Genomic DNA, 17,495 nt, shown 5'->3' on the forward strand with positions numbered 1-17,495 from the left:
GCAACGTAAGGATTCTTAAGTGGGGGATATTATTTTTCCAAAATGAAAGGTGACGATAAGAATGATAAGAGAGGAATTTGGCGAAAATTATTGCCAAGCATTTATAAAATTTTGGTACTTTCCTAAAATGGCAAAGAGTAACTCTTACCTTACTCCTTGTCCATAAAATACATAAAAATCTTATGTTTATACAGGTGAATAATTTACAATAATAATGTTTGAATATAATGTTTAATAGGGATTTCGAAAGATGGAATATAATTTGTTACAGGTAGATTGTTGATTTTATAGGGAATTTAGGAGAATGTTATCATCTTATCGACAATAAAAGGATAATAAAATATGAAATATTGCATATCGTACTGAATGTTGTAATCTATTTAATAATAATAAAATTGAACGGAGGAGAAGGTTGGAAATCCGAGTTGATAAAATGGGATAATAGGTATTAGTGATATAATCAGAATTTAAAATGCGAGCTTTGTTTTTTAGTTATACTTTTTCTTCAAGCTGTCTCATGGTAGCACGTTCTTAAATTTGTAATAGCAACAAATTAGTCTAAACCCTTCAAATCTAACTTGCATAATATGTAGTAGTAGAGTAGAAAGGAGCAATATATATGTCTTGTTATTACTACTGTAAGAATCGTGAGAGTTACAAAAAGAAAAGTCATGATTGTTGTAAAAAAAGAAGTGACTATAATAATAAGTACAGTAAAAAATATGATAATTGTTCTTGCAATCATAAGGAGAAAAACCTTGTAAGAGCATCCGCTTTTAGAGCGGTAAATACAGTTGATCAAAACCTTCCAGCCAATACTTTTGTCAAAGTTTTATTTCAAAATGAACAATTTGATTTAGCGAATGAATATAACCCGGCAACATCAGAGTTTACTCCGAAGACTAGAGGCGTTTATTCCGTAATTGGAACGATTGGTTTCTTTCCAAACGATACAAATGTAAACTATAGAGCGCGTGTAGAAGTTCGAGTGAATGGAAATGCGGCAATTGCTATAGATAACGATTTTTTTGGTCCGATAAATTTTGGGAATGTCGTAAGTGTTTCAACAATACTACAATTACATGCAGGTGATTTTGTTGAGATTTTTGCGCAAAGTAGTATAGATGGAGTTATTAGTAGTTCAGAAGATGGTTCTCATTTTGAGGCTGCTAGATTTCCATCTCCAATTGTATAAATATTAAACAGGAAAAACTTTTATTAACTCTGCTTTTCGGTGGAGTTTTTTTAAATTCATAATAGCAATAGCTCGTCCAAACTTTTTAAATTTATTTTGCATAGTATACAATAATAGATTTAGAAAGGGGATATAAATATGTCTTATTATTATTATTGTAAGCATTGCAATGGCTATAAAAAGACACAGCATACTTGTTGTAAGAAGAGTACAGATTATTACGATAAGTGTTGTGATAATGAGAAAGATAAACTTGTAAGGGCATCTGCTTTTAGAGCGGTTAGTACAGTAGATCAAAATGTCACTGCAAATACTTTTGTGAAAGTATTATTCCAAAATGAACAGTTTGATTTAGCGAATGAATATAATCCAGTAACATCAGATTTTATTCCGAAGACTAGAGGGGTTTATTCTATTATTGGTACAATCAGCTTTGCACCTAATGATAGTAATACGAATTATAGAGCGCGTGTAGAAATTCGGGTAAATGATAATCCAGCTATAGCGATAGATAATGACTTTTTTGGTCCATCCAATTTTGCAAATGTCGTAGCTGTTTCAACAATACTTCAATTACATGCAGGAGATGTAGTTGAAATTTTTGCTGAGAGTGATGTAGATGGACTGATTATACAAAATGATCCAGGATTTATTAGTACGCATTTTGAAACTGCAAGATTCCCATCTCCAATAAAATAAAAGACATGTTTGTGATTTATGGACTATTTTAAAAAAAGGCTCTACCTTATGGTAGGGCCTTTTAGTTAAAGGTGTTAAATTGGTAATATATTAAAATAAGTTCATAAATACTTGATAAGCAACACCTAGAGTTAATACGATAGATAATAGTTTTGCTACCCAACTCGGTGCATTTAAATGTAGTAAAAGGGAATGACATATACTAAATGTAATGCCGAGTGTTAAAAGAATTGCGATAAGATATAAAATTAATAGGAAGAAAGGGTGCTCTATGGAGCCAAAGTCAATTTTGGATTGAGTCATGTGATATGTACCTCGTTTTTGTTAATATATTAGTATAATAATAAATAACACGAAAAATTGGAATAGTTATGTAATAAGTACTATAAAAGTAAATTTGAAGTTATGGATGGAGTAGATAAAATAATCTTTGAAAAGACGATACAAAGCTATCATTCGTTTAAGTATCTTTACAGTGGTTTTTGATTAAAGTTTAAGTTCGGTATACAAGAACGAGTGTTCTTGGTATACTGAAAAATAAAAAAGGTGCGTTTACATGATTGATTTTAGTAATATAGTTGGAAAACTAGATGAAATGATTTACAAACCTAATAATCTATTCGTTACTAACCAAAAAGAAGAAAAGCAAAACTTAGAATATGCAGGAGGGATATTCCAGCTAAATAATAGAAGTATACGATTTAGAGTATCAAAAATTACACCTAATAAGATTGGACAATTTGTTTCTTTTTGGGAAAAGGATGCTTCCATGAAAAATCAGGCATTTTCTTATGATTCGGCTCCTAATCTTTTAGTTATTACTTGTATAGCGGATAATAAACTAGGACAATTTATTTTTCCAAAAGAGATTCTTCTAAAAGAAAAAATATTAAAAACTCAAAACCAAAAAGGGAAAATGGCTATGAGGGTTTACCCTATTTGGGATAAACCTGTAAGTAATCAGGCTAAGAAGAGTCAACTATGGCAACTTCAATATTTTGTCGATTTAAGTGATGCTGAAAATGTAGCTATAGATAAATTGTTAAAGTTATATTCATAGCGATTAATAAGAAGATGATTTTTTGAAATATTTAATGTTTGTATGGGGGATCTTCGGAAATATGAACAGGGTAATGGTAAGTAAAGAATAAAAAAAGAGCATACAAATAAAGTATACTCAAAAGAAAGATAGGTTTTATGAGTGGAGTACCTCCATACGATAATATATGCTCATTTCATTAATATGTGTAGAATATCAACGAAATATCAATAGAATATCAATTAATGAGTTATTTTAGTTTTTTATTATCGAACGGTTCGAAATGAAAAATCACAAATAATATGCTTAACAATTTGATAATGATCGGACTTCAGTTATATATTTCTTGAAGTCTGGATATTGAGATACAGTCTGGCAGCTAGTGGTGAGTAGTTGATTAATTAAAGATACGTTTGTAATTACTTCTTCGCAAGGACCGAAGAATGTAATTTTTAATTTTGAGTTTGGGGGAACTTTGAATACGATAGGGGTTTTTTTCATGAAATCAGCTCCTTAGTATAGAAGGTTATGTGTTAATCTTCTTTTGATTATGAAGACATATAAATACAATATGTAAATTTAGTGTAGTTGCTTAGTATAGATGCCGTATTGGTACATGGATTCTCATTCCAGCATAATACTTGAAGTTAGGAAAGAAACATAGCATACTTTTCTTAAATTGCTTCATTATTATAAATAGTGAACGTAAGAAAAATAATATAAATGCCTTATGCAATTTAAAAATCATTACATATTATGATAATGAGAATTGTATAAGGAGGTAGAATGAAAGAGTGGAAGAAAATGTACAAGTTGAGCTTTCACCACCGTGGATTACGTATTTTAATGAGCTTAAAAATTCTATAGGTGCTGATCCGACTGTAACAGTGGGTCCGCTTATTCCAGTTGGTGGGAACTTTATTATTTTAGTACAAGCTATGAGCGATGAAAAAGCGATAGCATTAGCTACGCTTTTAAAACCTTTCGTGGAATTTGGAAATGTAAGTGTAACGGTTGTTGTTAGTAACGAAGAAAGTGTGATTGTAAATCCGCTTCCATGTCCACTAGATGCATTTGAAATTGCACATTTATTTCAAGTAGCATTAGAAAATAATCCTTATTTTCAACAAGTTGTTGTACAACCACAGCTACCAGGTGGAGCGAATGTTATTTTTCCAGTTTTTGCTGCGAAAGTTATTCAATTTTTTAACGATGATATTTCAAACCTTTGCCAAACGTTTACAGGTGTTGCTGCCAATGTATTTCATGATGTAATGAACGACGTTGTGTGCGATATCCCTATTTTATTTTCTACAAGCTGCGTTACAAGCACTGGTGATGTACGATTTGTTAGTGGAGGGAATATACAAAATCAGGATATAACACCAAAACTGTATTATTAAAATGTGAAAAGACATTTTCCTGAATCGAAAATGTCTTTTTCTTGTACATAAAGAAAAAAATAACTAGACAGCTTTTATTATTTAGCTGCCTAGTTACAGGGAGATTGAAAAATATTGGAGGTCAGTCATGAGTGTAAGCTAAAATAGCTTACATATAGTATGCACACTATTTATAGTTTTATCCCGATATTAATAGTAAGAAAGTTAAATTTGTCTATTTAATTTAAAGAAAAATATTCTAGATAGGTTCTATATTTTGAAAAAATGATGAGATTATATTTATTTATTTTATGGAGAGTTTGTATTAGGCATATGAGTCTAACAATAATACAAGCTTTGAATAGGATAATAAAAAGGAGTTGATTAGTAATGGGTTATATTGTAGATATTTCGAAATGGAATGGAAATATTAATTGGGATATTGCAGCGCCTCAGCTAGATTTAGTTATTGCTAGAGTTCAAGATGGTTCGAATACGGTCGATTTTATGTATCAAGGTTATGTGAAGGAAATGAAGAAGCGTAGTATCCCATTTGGGAATTATGCATTTTGCCGTTTTATATCTATTTCAGATGCAAAAAAAGAAGCGCAAGATTTTTGGAATCGTGGCGATAAAAACGCTAAATTTTGGGTGGCAGATGTAGAAGTTCAAACAATGGTAGATATGCAAGGCGGGAGTCAAGCATTTATTGATGAATTACGCCGATTAGGTGCAAAAAAAATTGGTTTATATGTAGGACATCACACTTATGTATCATTTGGAGCTCGCAATATTGATGCTGATTTTATTTGGATTCCTCGTTACGGAGGGAATAAACCCGCATATCCTTGTGATATTTGGCAATATACTGATTCAGGAAATGTTCCTGGTATTGGAAAATGTGATTTAAATCAATTAATTGGGAATAAAAATCTTTTTTGGTTTATAGGTTCAGATCAAACAAATCAATCTAGTATTGGAGATAGTAAGCAACCAAATGGAATTGGTATTGCAGTTTCAAAATATGATGATGGATACGGTATTAATTTATATGAGAATCCTGCGAATCCACAGTTTACAGGAAGACTTACGAAAAAAATCCCATATATAATCTATAAAGGTTATTGGGGAGGTGGTGAAAAAGATATGATTTGTTTAGGTGGAGAACAACAGTGGGCTAAGTTAGAGCATTTTAATGTGCAATGGTATTATGCATATTCAAAATACACACCTGGATATGAAATTAGAACGTACGATGGACCAAACGGGAATGATACAGGTGCGGTCGATGGGAAAATTCCTTATCGTATTTGGAATCGTCAGGGTGGATATGTAGATATAGGTGGAAACAAATGGATCAAAGAAGAACATGTGCAGATTAAATGATGTTAAAAGATCGGCTTCATGCTAGCTTTTAGTGTTTAATAAAGCTTACACCTGACATGAAGAGAAATACTTGCGGAAAACACATTAATTTCACAATAGCGTTGTATAGTTCCTAATATACAATTATCAAAGTGAGGTATTTGAATTGAAAAAGAATAAGCTATTTATGGGAACTATTATTACGTGTATGGCGCTAGCATTGTCTGCGTGTGGTTCCTCAGAAAATGTTGCAACATCAAAAGTAGGAAACGTGACAGAGAAAGAGTTAAGTAAAGAATTAAGGCAAACATATGGAAAAAGTACTTTATCTCAAATGATGTTAAATAAGGCATTGCTAGATAAATATAAAGTTTCAGATGAAGAAGCTAAAAAACAAGTAGACGCAGCGAAGGAACAAATGGGTGACAAGTTTAAAGTGGCTTTAGAGCAAGTAGGGTTAAAAAATGAAGATGAACTAAAAGAGAAAATGAAGCCAGAAATTGCACTTGAGAAAGCGATTAGAGCGACTGTCACAGATAAAGATGTGAAAGATAACCATAAACCTGAAATGAAGGTAAGTCACATTTTAGTGAAAGATGAAAAAACTGCGAAAGAAGTAAAAGAGAAAATAAATAATGGTGAAGATTTTACTGCTTTAGCGAAACAATATTCGGAAGATACTGGTTCAAAGGAACAAGGCGGAGAAATAGCTGGTTTTGCTCCTGGTCAAACTGTGAAAGAATTTGAAGAAGCTGCGTATAAATTAGATGCAGGACAAGTAAGTGAACCAATAAAAACATCTTATGGTTATCATATAATAAAAGTGACGGATAAAAAAGAATTGAAACCATTTGATGAAGTAAAAGATACGATTCGAAAAGATTTAGAACAACAAAGACTGCAAGATGCGACAGGTAAATGGAAACAACAAGTAATCAATGATCTATTGAAAGAAGCGGATATTAAAGTAACAGATAAAGAATTTAAAGATACATTTAAATTCTTAGATGAGAAATAAGGTTTAGAAAAAAACAGAGATTTAGCATAATGCTATATTTCTGTTTTTTTATTTTCAATAGAAAAGGGAACTCATATAGAGTTCCCTTTTCGCGTTAGTGTGTGAGTTATAAATAGATAGTAAGACAATACAATATTACATATAAATATTAAGAATTACAATGGGAAAATTTGTATGTAGATAAAAGGAATAAGCAATTTGATTCGCAAAATGTTGAAATGATAATGTTTTAGTTAATTAATTTGGTTAAATATAAACTAAATATATTTTTTGTGTTTTCTTAGAGAATGAATAGAAGACATAATTTAAAGAATGATACATACCATATTATCGGAGAGTAAATTGACTTTATACGAAATGAAATGTAGAACTTTTTATTGCAAAAAGTATTCTACATTATGATATGAATAATTTTAGATTTACTAGATTATTAAATTAATTTGGAGGAGAATATATGAAAGTTATTTTTAAAAGAGAAGGCGGAGGGAAAATTTTCGAATCAGCTAATGAAAATATAAGTATTCTACTAGATGTATTAAAAGAAACAAAAGGGATAAAGATTGGGATGATTGAGTATGAAGTATTAGAATATAAACTGGAATATTATCGGAATCCGAAAAAAACAGAAACAGAGAGAGAATTACATATTATTATGCAACCTAAACTTAATCAATAGAGAAAGTAAAGTAATGAAATGATTAGTTTTGACATTGTTCGTCCTTACTGATTATTACAGGATCAATGAAATGATTTGTCGAAATGTATGAAACTTCTAAAGAATGTATTTTTTACATTCTTTAGAAGTTTCGAAAGTTTTGTGAGTTTCGTCCATAATAAAAGTATATGCTTATGTCGATGGATGGTGAATGAATAGTAAAACTAAAACTAAAACTTCTTTTATCTACGCAGGAAATGAATGTATAAATGAATAAATGTATTTATGAAGTGCTTTGTTGAATAATATTGTAGGAATTAAATTTGAAAATAAATCATTTTGATGTAGCTGAAATTTGTATTCCAGAAAGAACGTTAGTTAGGATAGAAAAGTAGAAATATAAAAGCGACTCCACATTGGATGGAGTCGCTTTTATTGTTGCTACACGTATTCTATGATGCGATAGGAAGTGCAAAGAAAATTGATTGATAATAGGGAGTAATCAATGAGTATGAATAAACTTCATAGATTAAAGTTACATTTTGTTTGAAAAATTTACATGTTGCACTTTCGAAAGAACGTTCGTTCGTGTATAATAAGAACAAACGTTCTTTTGTAGTGGAGATTTATATAAATTCATAAATAGTTTTTAATTAGAAAGCTACGCTACATATTAAATAAGAGATGGATAAAGTGTATTTAGAAGTGAAATTTCTATTTTGTGAATGGATAGATATAGAAAATTGAGGAGTAAAGAAAATGAATTATGTAAAGATACAGGAAACAAGAAGAGAGTGGGTTCCGTTTACAGTAATGTCGGAACAATTATTAAGTATGAAAAAAAATATTGGAGAGGAATTAAAAGTCCAAAGACCGCAAATAACGAATGAAGCGAAAGCAAGTATTTCAGATAAGTTATTAACTTCATTATTGTCTGAAGAAGAGATGCTAGTGACATATTTTGAAGAAGGATACATACTTACAAGTTATATGACAGTGGTTCATATAAATCCTATTCAACAAATTGTAAAATGTACAGATGCATTTTATAAAACGTATATATTTTCTGCAATGGACATAATTGATGTAACCTAAAAGAAGCTGAATTTTGAAACTTAGCTTCCTTTAATTTGTCCCGCTATTGGCGGGCAGTTAGATTCACACCTCAAAATTTGGCTGTACGTCAGGCTGCCTGCAAAAGCCCAATTGTTATGAGCTACTAGTCAATGGATAATGGGCAAAACCCTTACTATTTTTGAAGAGGTGAAGAATTAAATGAAAAAGCAGCTAGATGCAAACTAGCTGCTTAGCCCCAGGGAAAGGGAGAAAAAGATTGGGTACTCAAAAAATCAACGATAGCTGTTTATCAGCCTGAGTATAGTATAGACAAATTTTAAAATATTATACAAATCTGATTACAGATCTGGTTAGGCCGTACCAACTTGGTTTTGATCTGCTAAATCAGAATCAAATGTATTAGTTGCGCTAACCCCACTAAAAGTGTTCACAACGAAACCAACGTTAGATGCGCCAGAGCCGTTATAAGCTTTTGTATTCTCTTTTGGAGAAACGTTGTAGAAATCACCTAAGTTGAAAGATCCGTTACTATTTTGTACAACTAAATTCCCAACAACTGAGGGCATAATTTTCACCTACCTTATAAGTAATTGTTTGCACTACTATATGAAGGTATAGTCTAATTGGTTCGTTTGACAAATATTGTGGGATAGGAAAACATTTGAAGCTTTATTTAATCAATTGGGCAAAAAGTATGTTAAAATTAATGAAGAGTTGAATTTTAAAAAGTATAAATTTTAATAATTAATATATACGGAATTAAAGGAGGCAAAATGTAATGGATAATGTTATAAAAACAGTAGATTTAACAGATGCAGAATCAAGTAAACTTGTTGCTTTTATTTGTAGTAATGATGTTACATTGATCGAAAAAGCATTTTGTCCTAATGAAATAAAATTAAAGTTTAATGAAATAGCGATTTTATCTGCAATTAAAACAGCATATATTACGAAAGTATCTATAAGGAAAGAACTTGAAGCGATTTTTCACGATACAGGCGTTTTATTAGTGAAGCAAAATGTTGAAAGGAATAGTACACAATCTATAACAATGCATTTTGAACAATTTAAAAAGTTGCAAGAAGAGATTGAGAATTTAAATGAAAGCGTGTTTAAGGCTACGTGAAGATACTTGGATAAAGGTGGACCATGTTATGTTGAAAATGTGGATTGAAAAGCATGTGGATAAATCGAACCGTAAACATAAATATACTTTCATCATTGTGTAACCTATATTTATTGATATGAGAAATGTAGGAAAGAGCAGATACAATTTAAAAATAATAAAGATACAAACAAAAAGAGTAACTATAATGGTTACTCTTTTTGCTTGTAATATGTAATATCAAAAATACATCTAAAGTATGAAATGAATTGATACTTTAGTAAGAATTTGAATAAGAATAAAAAGAGTAATATTAATTGAAAGGAGGAGATGAAGTTGGAGCGAAACGACATTGAAAAACTTGTAATTATTACTGGAGTAACGCAAGGGTTAGGACGTGCATTGGTTGATAGGTTTCATGAATTGGGATGGAACATAGTAGGGTGTGGACGCTCAAAAAATAAAATTGAAGAGCTTAATAAATATTACGGTGCTTCACATGATTTTCAAACAATTGATGTTTCAAATCATCACCAAGTTAGTAAATGGGCAAGTTGTATTCTAAATAAGTATAGGGCTCCTGATATGTTAATAAATAATGCATCGATTGTTAATCAAAACGCACCGTTATGGAAAGTTACCGCTCAAGAATTTGAAAGTGTAATGAGTGTAAATGTGAACGGGGTAGTAAATGTCATTAGGGCATTCGTCCCGGCGATGATAGCTAGAAAAGAAGGGATTATTATTAATATGAGCTCTAGTTGGGGAAGAGAAGGCGAGGCTGAACTTGCGCCATATTGTGCTTCGAAGTTTGCTATTGAAGGTATCACGCAGTCTATGGCAATGGAACTGCCAAATGGCATGGCCGTAGTTGCTTTAGATCCAGGTGGAAGTATTAGCACTCCAATGCTTCACTTATGTGCACCTCAATATGTAAAAGAATCTCCTACACCTGAAATGTGGTCACATAAAGCAATTCATTATATATTAAATATATCAATAGATAAAAACGGAGATTCATTGACATGTCCAGTATACATTTAATATTTAGATAGGTATTAAATGTAATATGCACATTTTTGAAGGACAAGCATATATTGAAGTATGTAAAAAGCATTTGCAAATTAGACATTTATCGAGAAAGCCCTTGTCAAAAAGAGCGCCTGAAAGGTGCTCTTTTGTATTATTAATACATTATGTGATGCACAAAATTACATATAAAAAATAAAATAATGAATTAAAGGTGATGTTTGTTTCGAAAGTACTAGAAAATTTAAATATAGGTGATGCGAAATGAACCTACGCGATTTAGAATTGACAGGGGCCTGGTTTCAAGTAGGAGGAAATCTTATAGCAGCAATTGGAACAACTAGAGGTTTTTCAGGAGAAGAAAAGATTGAGTCGGATCTTGTTATTGTAGGGAGTTCATTACAAGCCCTCGGATATATATTACAAATCATAGCAACTATTGATGTGAAAGATGAAGATAAACGTGAGAAGCAAGAGGTAACTATAGATAACAAAAATAAAGCGCTAGCGAAAACGGGGATTGAGTTATTAGCTTTAGGTAATATTTCTAATGTAATAGGAACGTATTTTAATCTCAATGAACAAATGAAAGAAAATGATTTTCTTATAATTACTGGAAATAGTTTGCAATCAATTGGCGCTTTTTTAGGGGTAGAAGTAGCATTGAATGAGATAAAGGGAATACAGTGGATTATTGTATTAGGGAATTCAATGCAAAGTTTAGGTGCGGGATTACAAGCATATCAGGGTATTCAAAATATATCAAAAGAAGAAAAGGGAAATGAAGACAGTAATATTGATAAAGAAGATCAACGTATAATAGGGCTAATAGGTATTTGGATTCAGGCAATAGGTACTGTAATTTCAGCAATTGGATTAACCGAAATAGTAGAGGAACAACGATTGGAATCTAAGAAAAGGCGATGAAATACTCATTTCAATGAAGTATGGAGTATTTCAATTTTAGAAGTAGGACAAGATTGATGTGTTAATGCTTTTTGTAGGCTTTTTCTTATAGGCGTAGAATATACATATAAATGAACAAGTGAAAATAACTTGTTAACGTTAGTGAGACGCTCCTCATTTAGTTGTACTATTATATATGATTTTTGAAATGATGAGTTCTTATATATGTTTTTAGAAAAACTATGATTTTATAAGTTTGAAAATGTAGGATAAGGATAGGTAAGAATTGAAAAATAAACATTAAGGAGTTTTTCAGACATGATGTACTTATTAGCAATTCTACTTCCGCCGGTAGCTGTTTTATTTTGCGGAAAGCCGTTTCAAGCGATTATTAATTTCATTTTAACCTTAATTTTTTGGGTTCCAGGAGCGATACACGCAGTTCTTGTCGTACATGATAAAAAAGCCGACAGGCGACTTAAAAGACAAATTCAAGCGTACGATGAAATTAATAAAAGAAGATAGAAGGTAAATTGCGAGTGAAAACATACAAAAAAGAAAGGGAATTTGATTCGCCTTTCTTTTTTTGTATGCCAATCAAGTTTAAATTTTAGTGTAGCGGTAAGAATTTTTAATATAGGTATTATGATAATAACTTTTAGAATGTGCGTTTAATAAACCGGTGTAAATGCTTTCTGGTACGTTAAAGAAATCATACATACCATTCTTTAGTTGAATACGTAAAATCATAGAAAAAGGATTATAGCCAACAGCAACTATATTTTTTGAGATAACGGGAGAGAGCTTCATCAATACGCAACTCCTTATTTTTCATTTTAGATGGTTTCTTGTAGATAAGGGGATTGTCGTGTTGAAATCCTAATAATTAAAGAGGTATTATATTTATATGCAATATATCAAATGTTCTTTATACGTAATTATAAGGAAGTTCACACGAAGTACATATCGTTGTGCTATTTTTATTTCACCTTTGATTTATAAATAAGAAAATATTGACCATTTGAAAAAAAGGTATATTATGTATACGAGGTGTTAAAAATTCACTTCTTACATTCTATGCTTTAAGGGGTAGCATTATTAGAAAAAATAGAAGTGAAAATAGTTTGTATAAGAAGTATTCTGAAATTTATAATCTGCGAATTGGGAAAACATTGAATGCTCCAGGTCAATATACTTTCTTGACTAAATGTATTTGTGAAAGTGACCTCAATATTTTTAAGTAAATCAACGGGAGAATTGAAAGGCAGGAGAAAGTAACATGTCAGAAAATTATCGTTCTCGAGAGGAGCGACGACAAGTTCAAAAGAAAAAACAGCCAGCTTCTGAAAACACAAAGCCAAAAGGTAAAACATCGTTTTTCCGTAAATTTTTAATCAGTTGTTTACTACTTGGTATTGTAGGTTTAGTGGCAGGGGTTACTACCTTTTTCGTTATGATAAAGGATGCACCAAAACTTGAGAAATCAAAACTTGTTAATCCGTTATCCTCAAAAATTTATGATAAAGACGGGAATTTGGTATATGAATATGGGAAAGAAAAGCGCACGAATGTTACGTATGATCAAATTCCAAAATTAGTAGAAAATGCATTTTTAGCAACAGAAGATGCACGTTTTTACGAGCATAGCGGGGTAGACTTTAAAGGTACTGCCCGTGCGGTTTTAGTCAGTCTTAAAGGAGATTATGGCTCTCAAGGTGGAAGTACGATAACGCAGCAAGTTATTAAAAATTACTTCTTATCGATGGAAAAAACATCAAAGCGTAAGGTTCAGGAAATATATTTAGCGTATAAGCTAGAACAACAATATTCAAAACATGAAATATTAGAGATGTATTTAAATAAAATTAATTTAGGTAACCGTTCATATGGAATCGCAACAGCAGCACAAAACTACTATGGTAAAGAATTGAAAGATTTAACATTACCAGAAGTTGCGATGCTTGCCGGTTTACCGAAAGCACCGAATAACTATGACCCAACGAAAAAAGAAAATGTTCAAAGGGCAACAGAAAGAAGAAATACTGTACTAAACTTAATGAATCGACATGGTTATATTACAAAGGCAGAAATGGAAGAAGCATCGAAAGTTCCAGTAACAGATGGGCTTAAGCCTGCAACTGAACAACAAACAATGCCATATACTGCATTTATGGATGCGGTTGTGAAAGAAGTAGAAAAAGAATTACCAGATGCTAATATTGGTTCTGATGGTTTAGAAATTTATACGACATTAGATCCAAAAGCACAGAAATTGGCTGATAATATTTTAAATACAAATATTATTGATTATCCAAATGATAAATTCCAAGGTGCTTTCACATTTATGGATACAAAAACAGGGGAAGTTCGCGCTATAGGTAGTGGTCGTGGCGAAAATAAAGCTGTATTTAAAGGTCATAATATGGCGATTGAATTAGATCGTGCAGCTGGTTCAACGATGAAGCCAATTTTTGACTATGCTCCTGCAATTGAATATTTAAAATGGGCTACGTACCATCAAATTGATGACTCTCCGTTTAAGTACTCAGATGGTCAAGAAGTTCGAAATGCAGACAGAAGTTATTCAGGCCCAATTTCAATGCGTGATGCATTAAAAATGTCACGTAACATCCCGGCTATTAAAACAGCGAAAGAGGTAGGGATTAGTAAATCGAAAGGATTCTCAGAGAAATTAGGGATTACATTTAATGCAGCACCGACTGAATCAACAGCTATTGGTACAAATGAAGTGTCACCAACTGAAATTGCAGGTGCTTATGCGGCATTTGGTAATGATGGTAAGTATACGAAGCCGCATTTTGTTAAGAAAGTAGTTTATCCAGACGGCAAGTCACAAAGTTTTGGACAAAAACCAAAACAAGTTATGGCCGATTCTACAGCATATATGATTACTGATATGCTTCGTTCTGTCGTTACATCAGGTACCGGTACAGCGGCAAATGTGGCCTCTTTAGATGTAGCTGGTAAAACAGGTACAACAAACTATGCTTCAAAACAATTAGCACAATATAAAATTCCAGAAAGTGCAACTCGGGATAGTTGGTTTGCAGGATATACACCGCAGTATACGATGGCAGTATGGACTGGATATATGAAAGATAGTAAAGACGATTACATTAGTAGTAAAAATACGAAAATTGCACAGTTGATCTTTAAAGAAATGATGAGCGAGATGGCTACAGATAAATCACGCTTTAAAATGCCAAGTAGTGTTATTCAAGAAGGTAGTGAGTTACGTATAAAAGGTGAAAAACGTGATTCATCTCCAAATACGAGCGTACCGGATACAACGGAACAACCAAAACAAGACCAACAGCAAAAAACTGAAGAAGAGAAAAATTCAGAGGAATTAAAGAAACAGGAAGAACTTAAGAAACAAGAAGAGCAAAAGAAGCAAGATGAACTTAAGAAGCAGGAAGAACAAAAGAAACAAGATGAACAGAATAAGCAAAATGAACAAAACAATGGAAATGGTCAAGGAACTCCAAATCCACCTAACAATGGAAATGGTCAAGGAACTCCAAATCCACCAACCACTGGAGGTGGCCAAGGAACTCCAAATCCGCCAACCACTGGAGGTGGCCAAGGAACTCCAAATCCACCAACCACTGGAGATGGCCAAGGAACTCCAAATCCGCCAACCACTGGAGGTGGCCAAGGAACTCCAAATCCACCAACCACTGGAGGTGGCCAAGAGACTCCAACCCCACCAACTACTGGCGGGAACACAGGAGAGGCTCCTTCCAATAATGGACAATAAATAATGCATTTAAAAAGCACCAAAGGTACCGGAAAAAACGGTTTCTTTGGTGCTTTTTGTATTATAAAGAGTAATATTATTTTTAAATGTTAAAAGTACCATAGAAATTTTGAAAGTAAATTGACGGGAAATGATAAAAAAATTGAGTTGGAGGTATTGGATAACTAGGGCTATAAAAAGTAGCACTACTAGGATGTGTACCATGATGCCAAAATGAAGGGGTGACTTGGTCAGTCAATTGATATTGTTGCCAAACGGCAGGAAGTTCGATACCAACATCAGAACTAGCTGTATGAATGGCAGGAACATGTATTGAGGGAACTGATGGGACAACGGCGGTTATTCTTGGTGATACCCACATGAAAACGATCACTCCTAAGTTTCAATGATAAAGTAGTATATTCTTTTAATGCTTATAAAGGTACATATAGATAGGACTTTCGGTTAAAACATACGTACAAAGTCGTAAGACCAATGTGAATTGATGGTGGACCATTTATTGCGAAAAGATACGTCTAATAGCGGAGGGAAAAGGAATATGAAACATATACAATGGATGTGTTGATCGTAATATTTTACGTGTTTATGGAGGAATTTTAATGGAACGATTATGGACGAAATCATTTATTCAAATGACTATCGCGATGTTATTTTTATTTACAGGGTTTTATTTACTAGTTCCAACGCTACCGCTCTTTATTAAAGAGATTGGTGGAAATGAATCACAAGTTGGACTGATGATGGGAATGTTTACAATAGCTGCAGTTGTAATACGACCGATTATTGGAGGAATGTTAGATCAATATGGTAGAAGATCTTTTATTATTTTCGGACTCATATTTTTTGGGATAACGATGTATTCGTATAATTTAGCATCGACTATTGTCCTTTTAGCTGTTTTACGCGTTATTCACGGAGTGACGTGGGCTGTTTCTACAACAGCAGTTGGAACAGCGATAACTGATATTATTCCAGATTCACGTCGTGGTGAAGGAATGGGCTGGTATGGCATGGCGATGACAATCGCGATGGCAATTGGCCCGATGATTGGATTATGGGTTGTACAAAATTATTCATTTCATGGTCTATTCTTGTTAGCGACTCTTTTATCCTTTATGGCAGTCGTATTATCGTTAATAACGAAAATGCCATTCACGCCACAAAAAGAAAAAGGGAAAATTCAGCTGTTTGAAAAATCCGTTTTATCAATAACGATTGTTGTTTTCTTTTTATCATTTGCATATGGAGGAATAACAACATTTTTACCGTTATTCGCTTCATCAATTGATGTGAATCCTGGGACATTCTTTCTTGTATATGCAATTGCTTTAACAATTGTAAGACCTATTTCAGGAAAACTATTAGATAAATATGGAGAAGTTTTTATCATACTTCCGGCACTATGTATTACTATTTTAGCGATAGTTGTACTAACGATTTCAAATGGTTTGACAGGTGTAATGATTGCAGCGGCATTATATGGTGTTGGATTCGGTTCAGCACAGCCCGCTTTACAAGCAGCGATGCTGACAATTGTTGATCCTAGTAAAAGAGGAGTTGCTAACGCTTCATTCTTTACCGCTTTTGATTTAGGGATTGGATTAGGTGCGATTTTACTTGGAGTTGTTTCACAAATGTTTGGTTACCGTATTTTATTCGCAGGTAGTGCAATTTCAGGATTAATAGCTTTAATTATATTTGTCATTTTTGTAAAACAACGATTAGGCAAAAAAGATTTTGCGTAAACAGGAAGAGCGAAGGTGAAAATTTCAATTGAACATGACGCTCGACGATGCTTTAAGGAAGAATTGCGTATAAAGTATAATGAATCAATTTGATTTATCCCGCTATTTGCGAGCAGTAAGACCTCCACCTCAAAATTCAGCAAATACAAGGAAGTTAGGCAGGAGATCAACTGCTCGTAAATGCCCGATTGGTGTGGGCTAATAATCAGTAGGGGATGAACAAAACCCCACTGATCAAAGTTTCACTTTATAGTAAGATACGGAGGGAATAGTGCAATTCATCCAGGATACTCTTTAGGAATTGTTTCTGAGAAACCAGTTCGGGAAATAGTGTCAGTTGAGAAAGACGGTATTTTATTTTTATAGATTTTGATAATCTTTCGTACTTTTAAAACTATGATTTAGTTGTCAGCTATCGTAAAGAAACGGAAGAAATTTAATTTAATTATGTAAAATAATAACTTTATTAAAAATAAATAAATTTTATATAAGAATTATA

Annotated in this window: 19 protein-coding genes; 14 read left to right on the forward strand and 5 right to left on the reverse strand. The window is 32.5% G+C overall.

The genetic code is table 11. The annotated features are described in order from the left end of the window. Positions 1-619 precede the first annotated feature (619 nt). Both LUS72_RS11445 and LUS72_RS11450 read left to right on the forward strand, forming a co-directional pair. Entirely contained in the window at positions 620-1,195 is a 576-nt protein-coding gene (locus tag LUS72_RS11445; RefSeq protein WP_097831994.1) for a C1q-like domain-containing protein, read from the forward strand. Positions 1,196-1,333: 138 nt separating this feature from the next. Next, the gene (locus tag LUS72_RS11450; RefSeq protein ID WP_097831995.1) at positions 1,334-1,894 is read left to right on the forward strand and encodes a C1q-like domain-containing protein; all 561 of its coding nucleotides are present in this window, start codon (positions 1,334-1,336) and stop codon (positions 1,892-1,894) included. Positions 1,895-1,984: 90 nt separating this feature from the next. Here the strand turns inward: LUS72_RS11450 and LUS72_RS11455 are convergent, their stop codons facing one another. Beyond that, positions 1,985-2,197, reverse strand: a complete 213-nt coding sequence (locus tag LUS72_RS11455; RefSeq protein ID WP_097831996.1) for a hypothetical protein — start codon at positions 2,195-2,197, stop codon at positions 1,985-1,987. Between the two features lie 253 nt (positions 2,198-2,450). On the opposite strand from LUS72_RS11455, the gene LUS72_RS11460 reads away from it, so the two are divergent. After that, positions 2,451-2,954, forward strand: coding sequence for a MepB family protein (locus LUS72_RS11460; RefSeq protein WP_141533527.1), 504 nt, complete (start codon positions 2,451-2,453; stop codon positions 2,952-2,954). Positions 2,955-3,239: 285 nt separating this feature from the next. Here LUS72_RS11460 and LUS72_RS11465 read toward each other — a convergent pair whose 3' ends face one another. Continuing rightward, entirely contained in the window at positions 3,240-3,434 is a 195-nt protein-coding gene (locus LUS72_RS11465) for a hypothetical protein (protein WP_097831997.1), read from the reverse strand. Between the two features lie 293 nt (positions 3,435-3,727). Here LUS72_RS11465 and LUS72_RS11470 point away from each other — a divergent pair, with 293 nt between their 5' ends. The 5 genes from LUS72_RS11470 (at position 3,728) to LUS72_RS11490 (ending at position 8,448) form a co-directional block, all read left to right on the forward strand. Next, a complete protein-coding gene (locus LUS72_RS11470; protein WP_097831998.1) occupies positions 3,728-4,336 on the forward strand; it encodes a hypothetical protein in 609 nt (202 codons plus the stop codon). A gap of 369 nt (positions 4,337-4,705) precedes the next feature. Beyond that, positions 4,706-5,701, forward strand: coding sequence for a glycoside hydrolase family 25 protein (locus LUS72_RS11475; RefSeq protein ID WP_097831999.1), 996 nt, complete (start codon positions 4,706-4,708; stop codon positions 5,699-5,701). A gap of 145 nt (positions 5,702-5,846) precedes the next feature. After that, positions 5,847-6,698, forward strand: a complete 852-nt coding sequence (locus tag LUS72_RS11480; RefSeq protein WP_097832000.1) for a peptidylprolyl isomerase PrsA — start codon at positions 5,847-5,849, stop codon at positions 6,696-6,698. Positions 6,699-7,152: 454 nt separating this feature from the next. Next, the gene (locus LUS72_RS11485) at positions 7,153-7,374 is read left to right on the forward strand and encodes a hypothetical protein (protein WP_000864200.1); all 222 of its coding nucleotides are present in this window, start codon (positions 7,153-7,155) and stop codon (positions 7,372-7,374) included. Positions 7,375-8,112: 738 nt separating this feature from the next. Next, on the forward strand, positions 8,113-8,448 hold the full coding sequence (locus LUS72_RS11490; RefSeq protein ID WP_097832001.1) for a YolD-like family protein: 336 nt from the start codon (positions 8,113-8,115) through the stop codon (positions 8,446-8,448). Positions 8,449-8,780: 332 nt separating this feature from the next. On the opposite strand, the gene gerPF is transcribed toward LUS72_RS11490, so the two are convergent. Further along, complete coding sequence (gerPF, locus tag LUS72_RS11495) at positions 8,781-8,996, reverse strand: spore germination protein GerPF (protein WP_001141569.1); 216 nt, start codon at positions 8,994-8,996, stop codon at positions 8,781-8,783. Between the two features lie 212 nt (positions 8,997-9,208). Between gerPF and LUS72_RS11500 the strand changes: the two genes are divergently transcribed. The 4 genes from LUS72_RS11500 (at position 9,209) to LUS72_RS11515 (ending at position 11,995) form a co-directional block, all read left to right on the forward strand. Further along, positions 9,209-9,556 (forward strand): hypothetical protein, encoded by a 348-nt coding sequence (locus LUS72_RS11500; RefSeq protein WP_097832002.1) that lies wholly within the window; start codon positions 9,209-9,211, stop codon positions 9,554-9,556. Between the two features lie 315 nt (positions 9,557-9,871). Beyond that, positions 9,872-10,579: an SDR family oxidoreductase gene (locus LUS72_RS11505; RefSeq protein ID WP_098361902.1), complete on the forward strand. Its 708-nt coding sequence runs from the start codon at positions 9,872-9,874 to the stop codon at positions 10,577-10,579. 249 nt (positions 10,580-10,828) lie between these two features. Then, entirely contained in the window at positions 10,829-11,491 is a 663-nt protein-coding gene (locus LUS72_RS11510; RefSeq protein WP_097832004.1) for a DUF6944 family repetitive protein, read from the forward strand. 297 nt (positions 11,492-11,788) lie between these two features. Beyond that, positions 11,789-11,995, forward strand: coding sequence for a YqaE/Pmp3 family membrane protein (locus LUS72_RS11515; RefSeq protein ID WP_000990221.1), 207 nt, complete (start codon positions 11,789-11,791; stop codon positions 11,993-11,995). Positions 11,996-12,073: 78 nt separating this feature from the next. Here LUS72_RS11515 and LUS72_RS11520 read toward each other — a convergent pair whose 3' ends face one another. After that, a complete protein-coding gene (locus tag LUS72_RS11520; protein WP_000777813.1) occupies positions 12,074-12,280 on the reverse strand; it encodes a KTSC domain-containing protein in 207 nt (68 codons plus the stop codon). Positions 12,281-12,749: 469 nt separating this feature from the next. On the opposite strand from LUS72_RS11520, the gene LUS72_RS11525 reads away from it, so the two are divergent. Then, positions 12,750-15,251, forward strand: a complete 2,502-nt coding sequence (locus LUS72_RS11525) for a PBP1A family penicillin-binding protein (protein WP_097832005.1) — start codon at positions 12,750-12,752, stop codon at positions 15,249-15,251. 82 nt (positions 15,252-15,333) lie between these two features. On the opposite strand, the gene LUS72_RS11530 is transcribed toward LUS72_RS11525, so the two are convergent. After that, the gene (locus LUS72_RS11530; protein WP_097832006.1) at positions 15,334-15,612 is read right to left on the reverse strand and encodes a hypothetical protein; all 279 of its coding nucleotides are present in this window, start codon (positions 15,610-15,612) and stop codon (positions 15,334-15,336) included. Between the two features lie 238 nt (positions 15,613-15,850). Here LUS72_RS11530 and LUS72_RS11535 point away from each other — a divergent pair, with 238 nt between their 5' ends. Beyond that, the gene (locus tag LUS72_RS11535; RefSeq protein ID WP_000440687.1) at positions 15,851-16,996 is read left to right on the forward strand and encodes an MFS transporter; all 1,146 of its coding nucleotides are present in this window, start codon (positions 15,851-15,853) and stop codon (positions 16,994-16,996) included. Positions 16,997-17,495 lie beyond the last annotated feature (499 nt).

It is taken from the genome of Bacillus cereus (assembly GCF_025917685.1).
Classification (GTDB): domain Bacteria; phylum Bacillota; class Bacilli; order Bacillales; family Bacillaceae_G; genus Bacillus_A; species Bacillus_A cereus_AT.

Bases quoted from the DNA above. Each gene is read 5' to 3' on its own strand.
- gerPF (WP_001141569.1), bottom strand. From the start codon at position 8,996: ATGCCCTCAGTTGTTGGGAATTTAGTTGTACAAAATAGTAACGGATCT.
- LUS72_RS11500 (WP_097832002.1), top strand. From the start codon at position 9,209: ATGGATAATGTTATAAAAACAGTAGATTTAACAGATGCAGAATCAAGT.
- LUS72_RS11490 (WP_097832001.1), top strand. From the start codon at position 8,113: ATGAATTATGTAAAGATACAGGAAACAAGAAGAGAGTGGGTTCCGTTT.
- LUS72_RS11530 (WP_097832006.1), bottom strand. From the start codon at position 15,612: ATGTGGGTATCACCAAGAATAACCGCCGTTGTCCCATCAGTTCCCTCA.
- LUS72_RS11460 (WP_141533527.1), top strand. From the start codon at position 2,451: ATGATTGATTTTAGTAATATAGTTGGAAAACTAGATGAAATGATTTAC.
- LUS72_RS11445 (WP_097831994.1), top strand. From the start codon at position 620: ATGTCTTGTTATTACTACTGTAAGAATCGTGAGAGTTACAAAAAGAAA.
- LUS72_RS11535 (WP_000440687.1), top strand. From the start codon at position 15,851: ATGGAACGATTATGGACGAAATCATTTATTCAAATGACTATCGCGATG.
- LUS72_RS11465 (WP_097831997.1), bottom strand. From the start codon at position 3,434: ATGAAAAAAACCCCTATCGTATTCAAAGTTCCCCCAAACTCAAAATTA.
- LUS72_RS11455 (WP_097831996.1), bottom strand. From the start codon at position 2,197: ATGACTCAATCCAAAATTGACTTTGGCTCCATAGAGCACCCTTTCTTC.
- LUS72_RS11520 (WP_000777813.1), bottom strand. From the start codon at position 12,280: ATGAAGCTCTCTCCCGTTATCTCAAAAAATATAGTTGCTGTTGGCTAT.
- LUS72_RS11525 (WP_097832005.1), top strand. From the start codon at position 12,750: ATGTCAGAAAATTATCGTTCTCGAGAGGAGCGACGACAAGTTCAAAAG.
- LUS72_RS11450 (WP_097831995.1), top strand. From the start codon at position 1,334: ATGTCTTATTATTATTATTGTAAGCATTGCAATGGCTATAAAAAGACA.
- LUS72_RS11515 (WP_000990221.1), top strand. From the start codon at position 11,789: ATGATGTACTTATTAGCAATTCTACTTCCGCCGGTAGCTGTTTTATTT.
- LUS72_RS11510 (WP_097832004.1), top strand. From the start codon at position 10,829: ATGAACCTACGCGATTTAGAATTGACAGGGGCCTGGTTTCAAGTAGGA.
- LUS72_RS11475 (WP_097831999.1), top strand. From the start codon at position 4,706: ATGGGTTATATTGTAGATATTTCGAAATGGAATGGAAATATTAATTGG.
- LUS72_RS11485 (WP_000864200.1), top strand. From the start codon at position 7,153: ATGAAAGTTATTTTTAAAAGAGAAGGCGGAGGGAAAATTTTCGAATCA.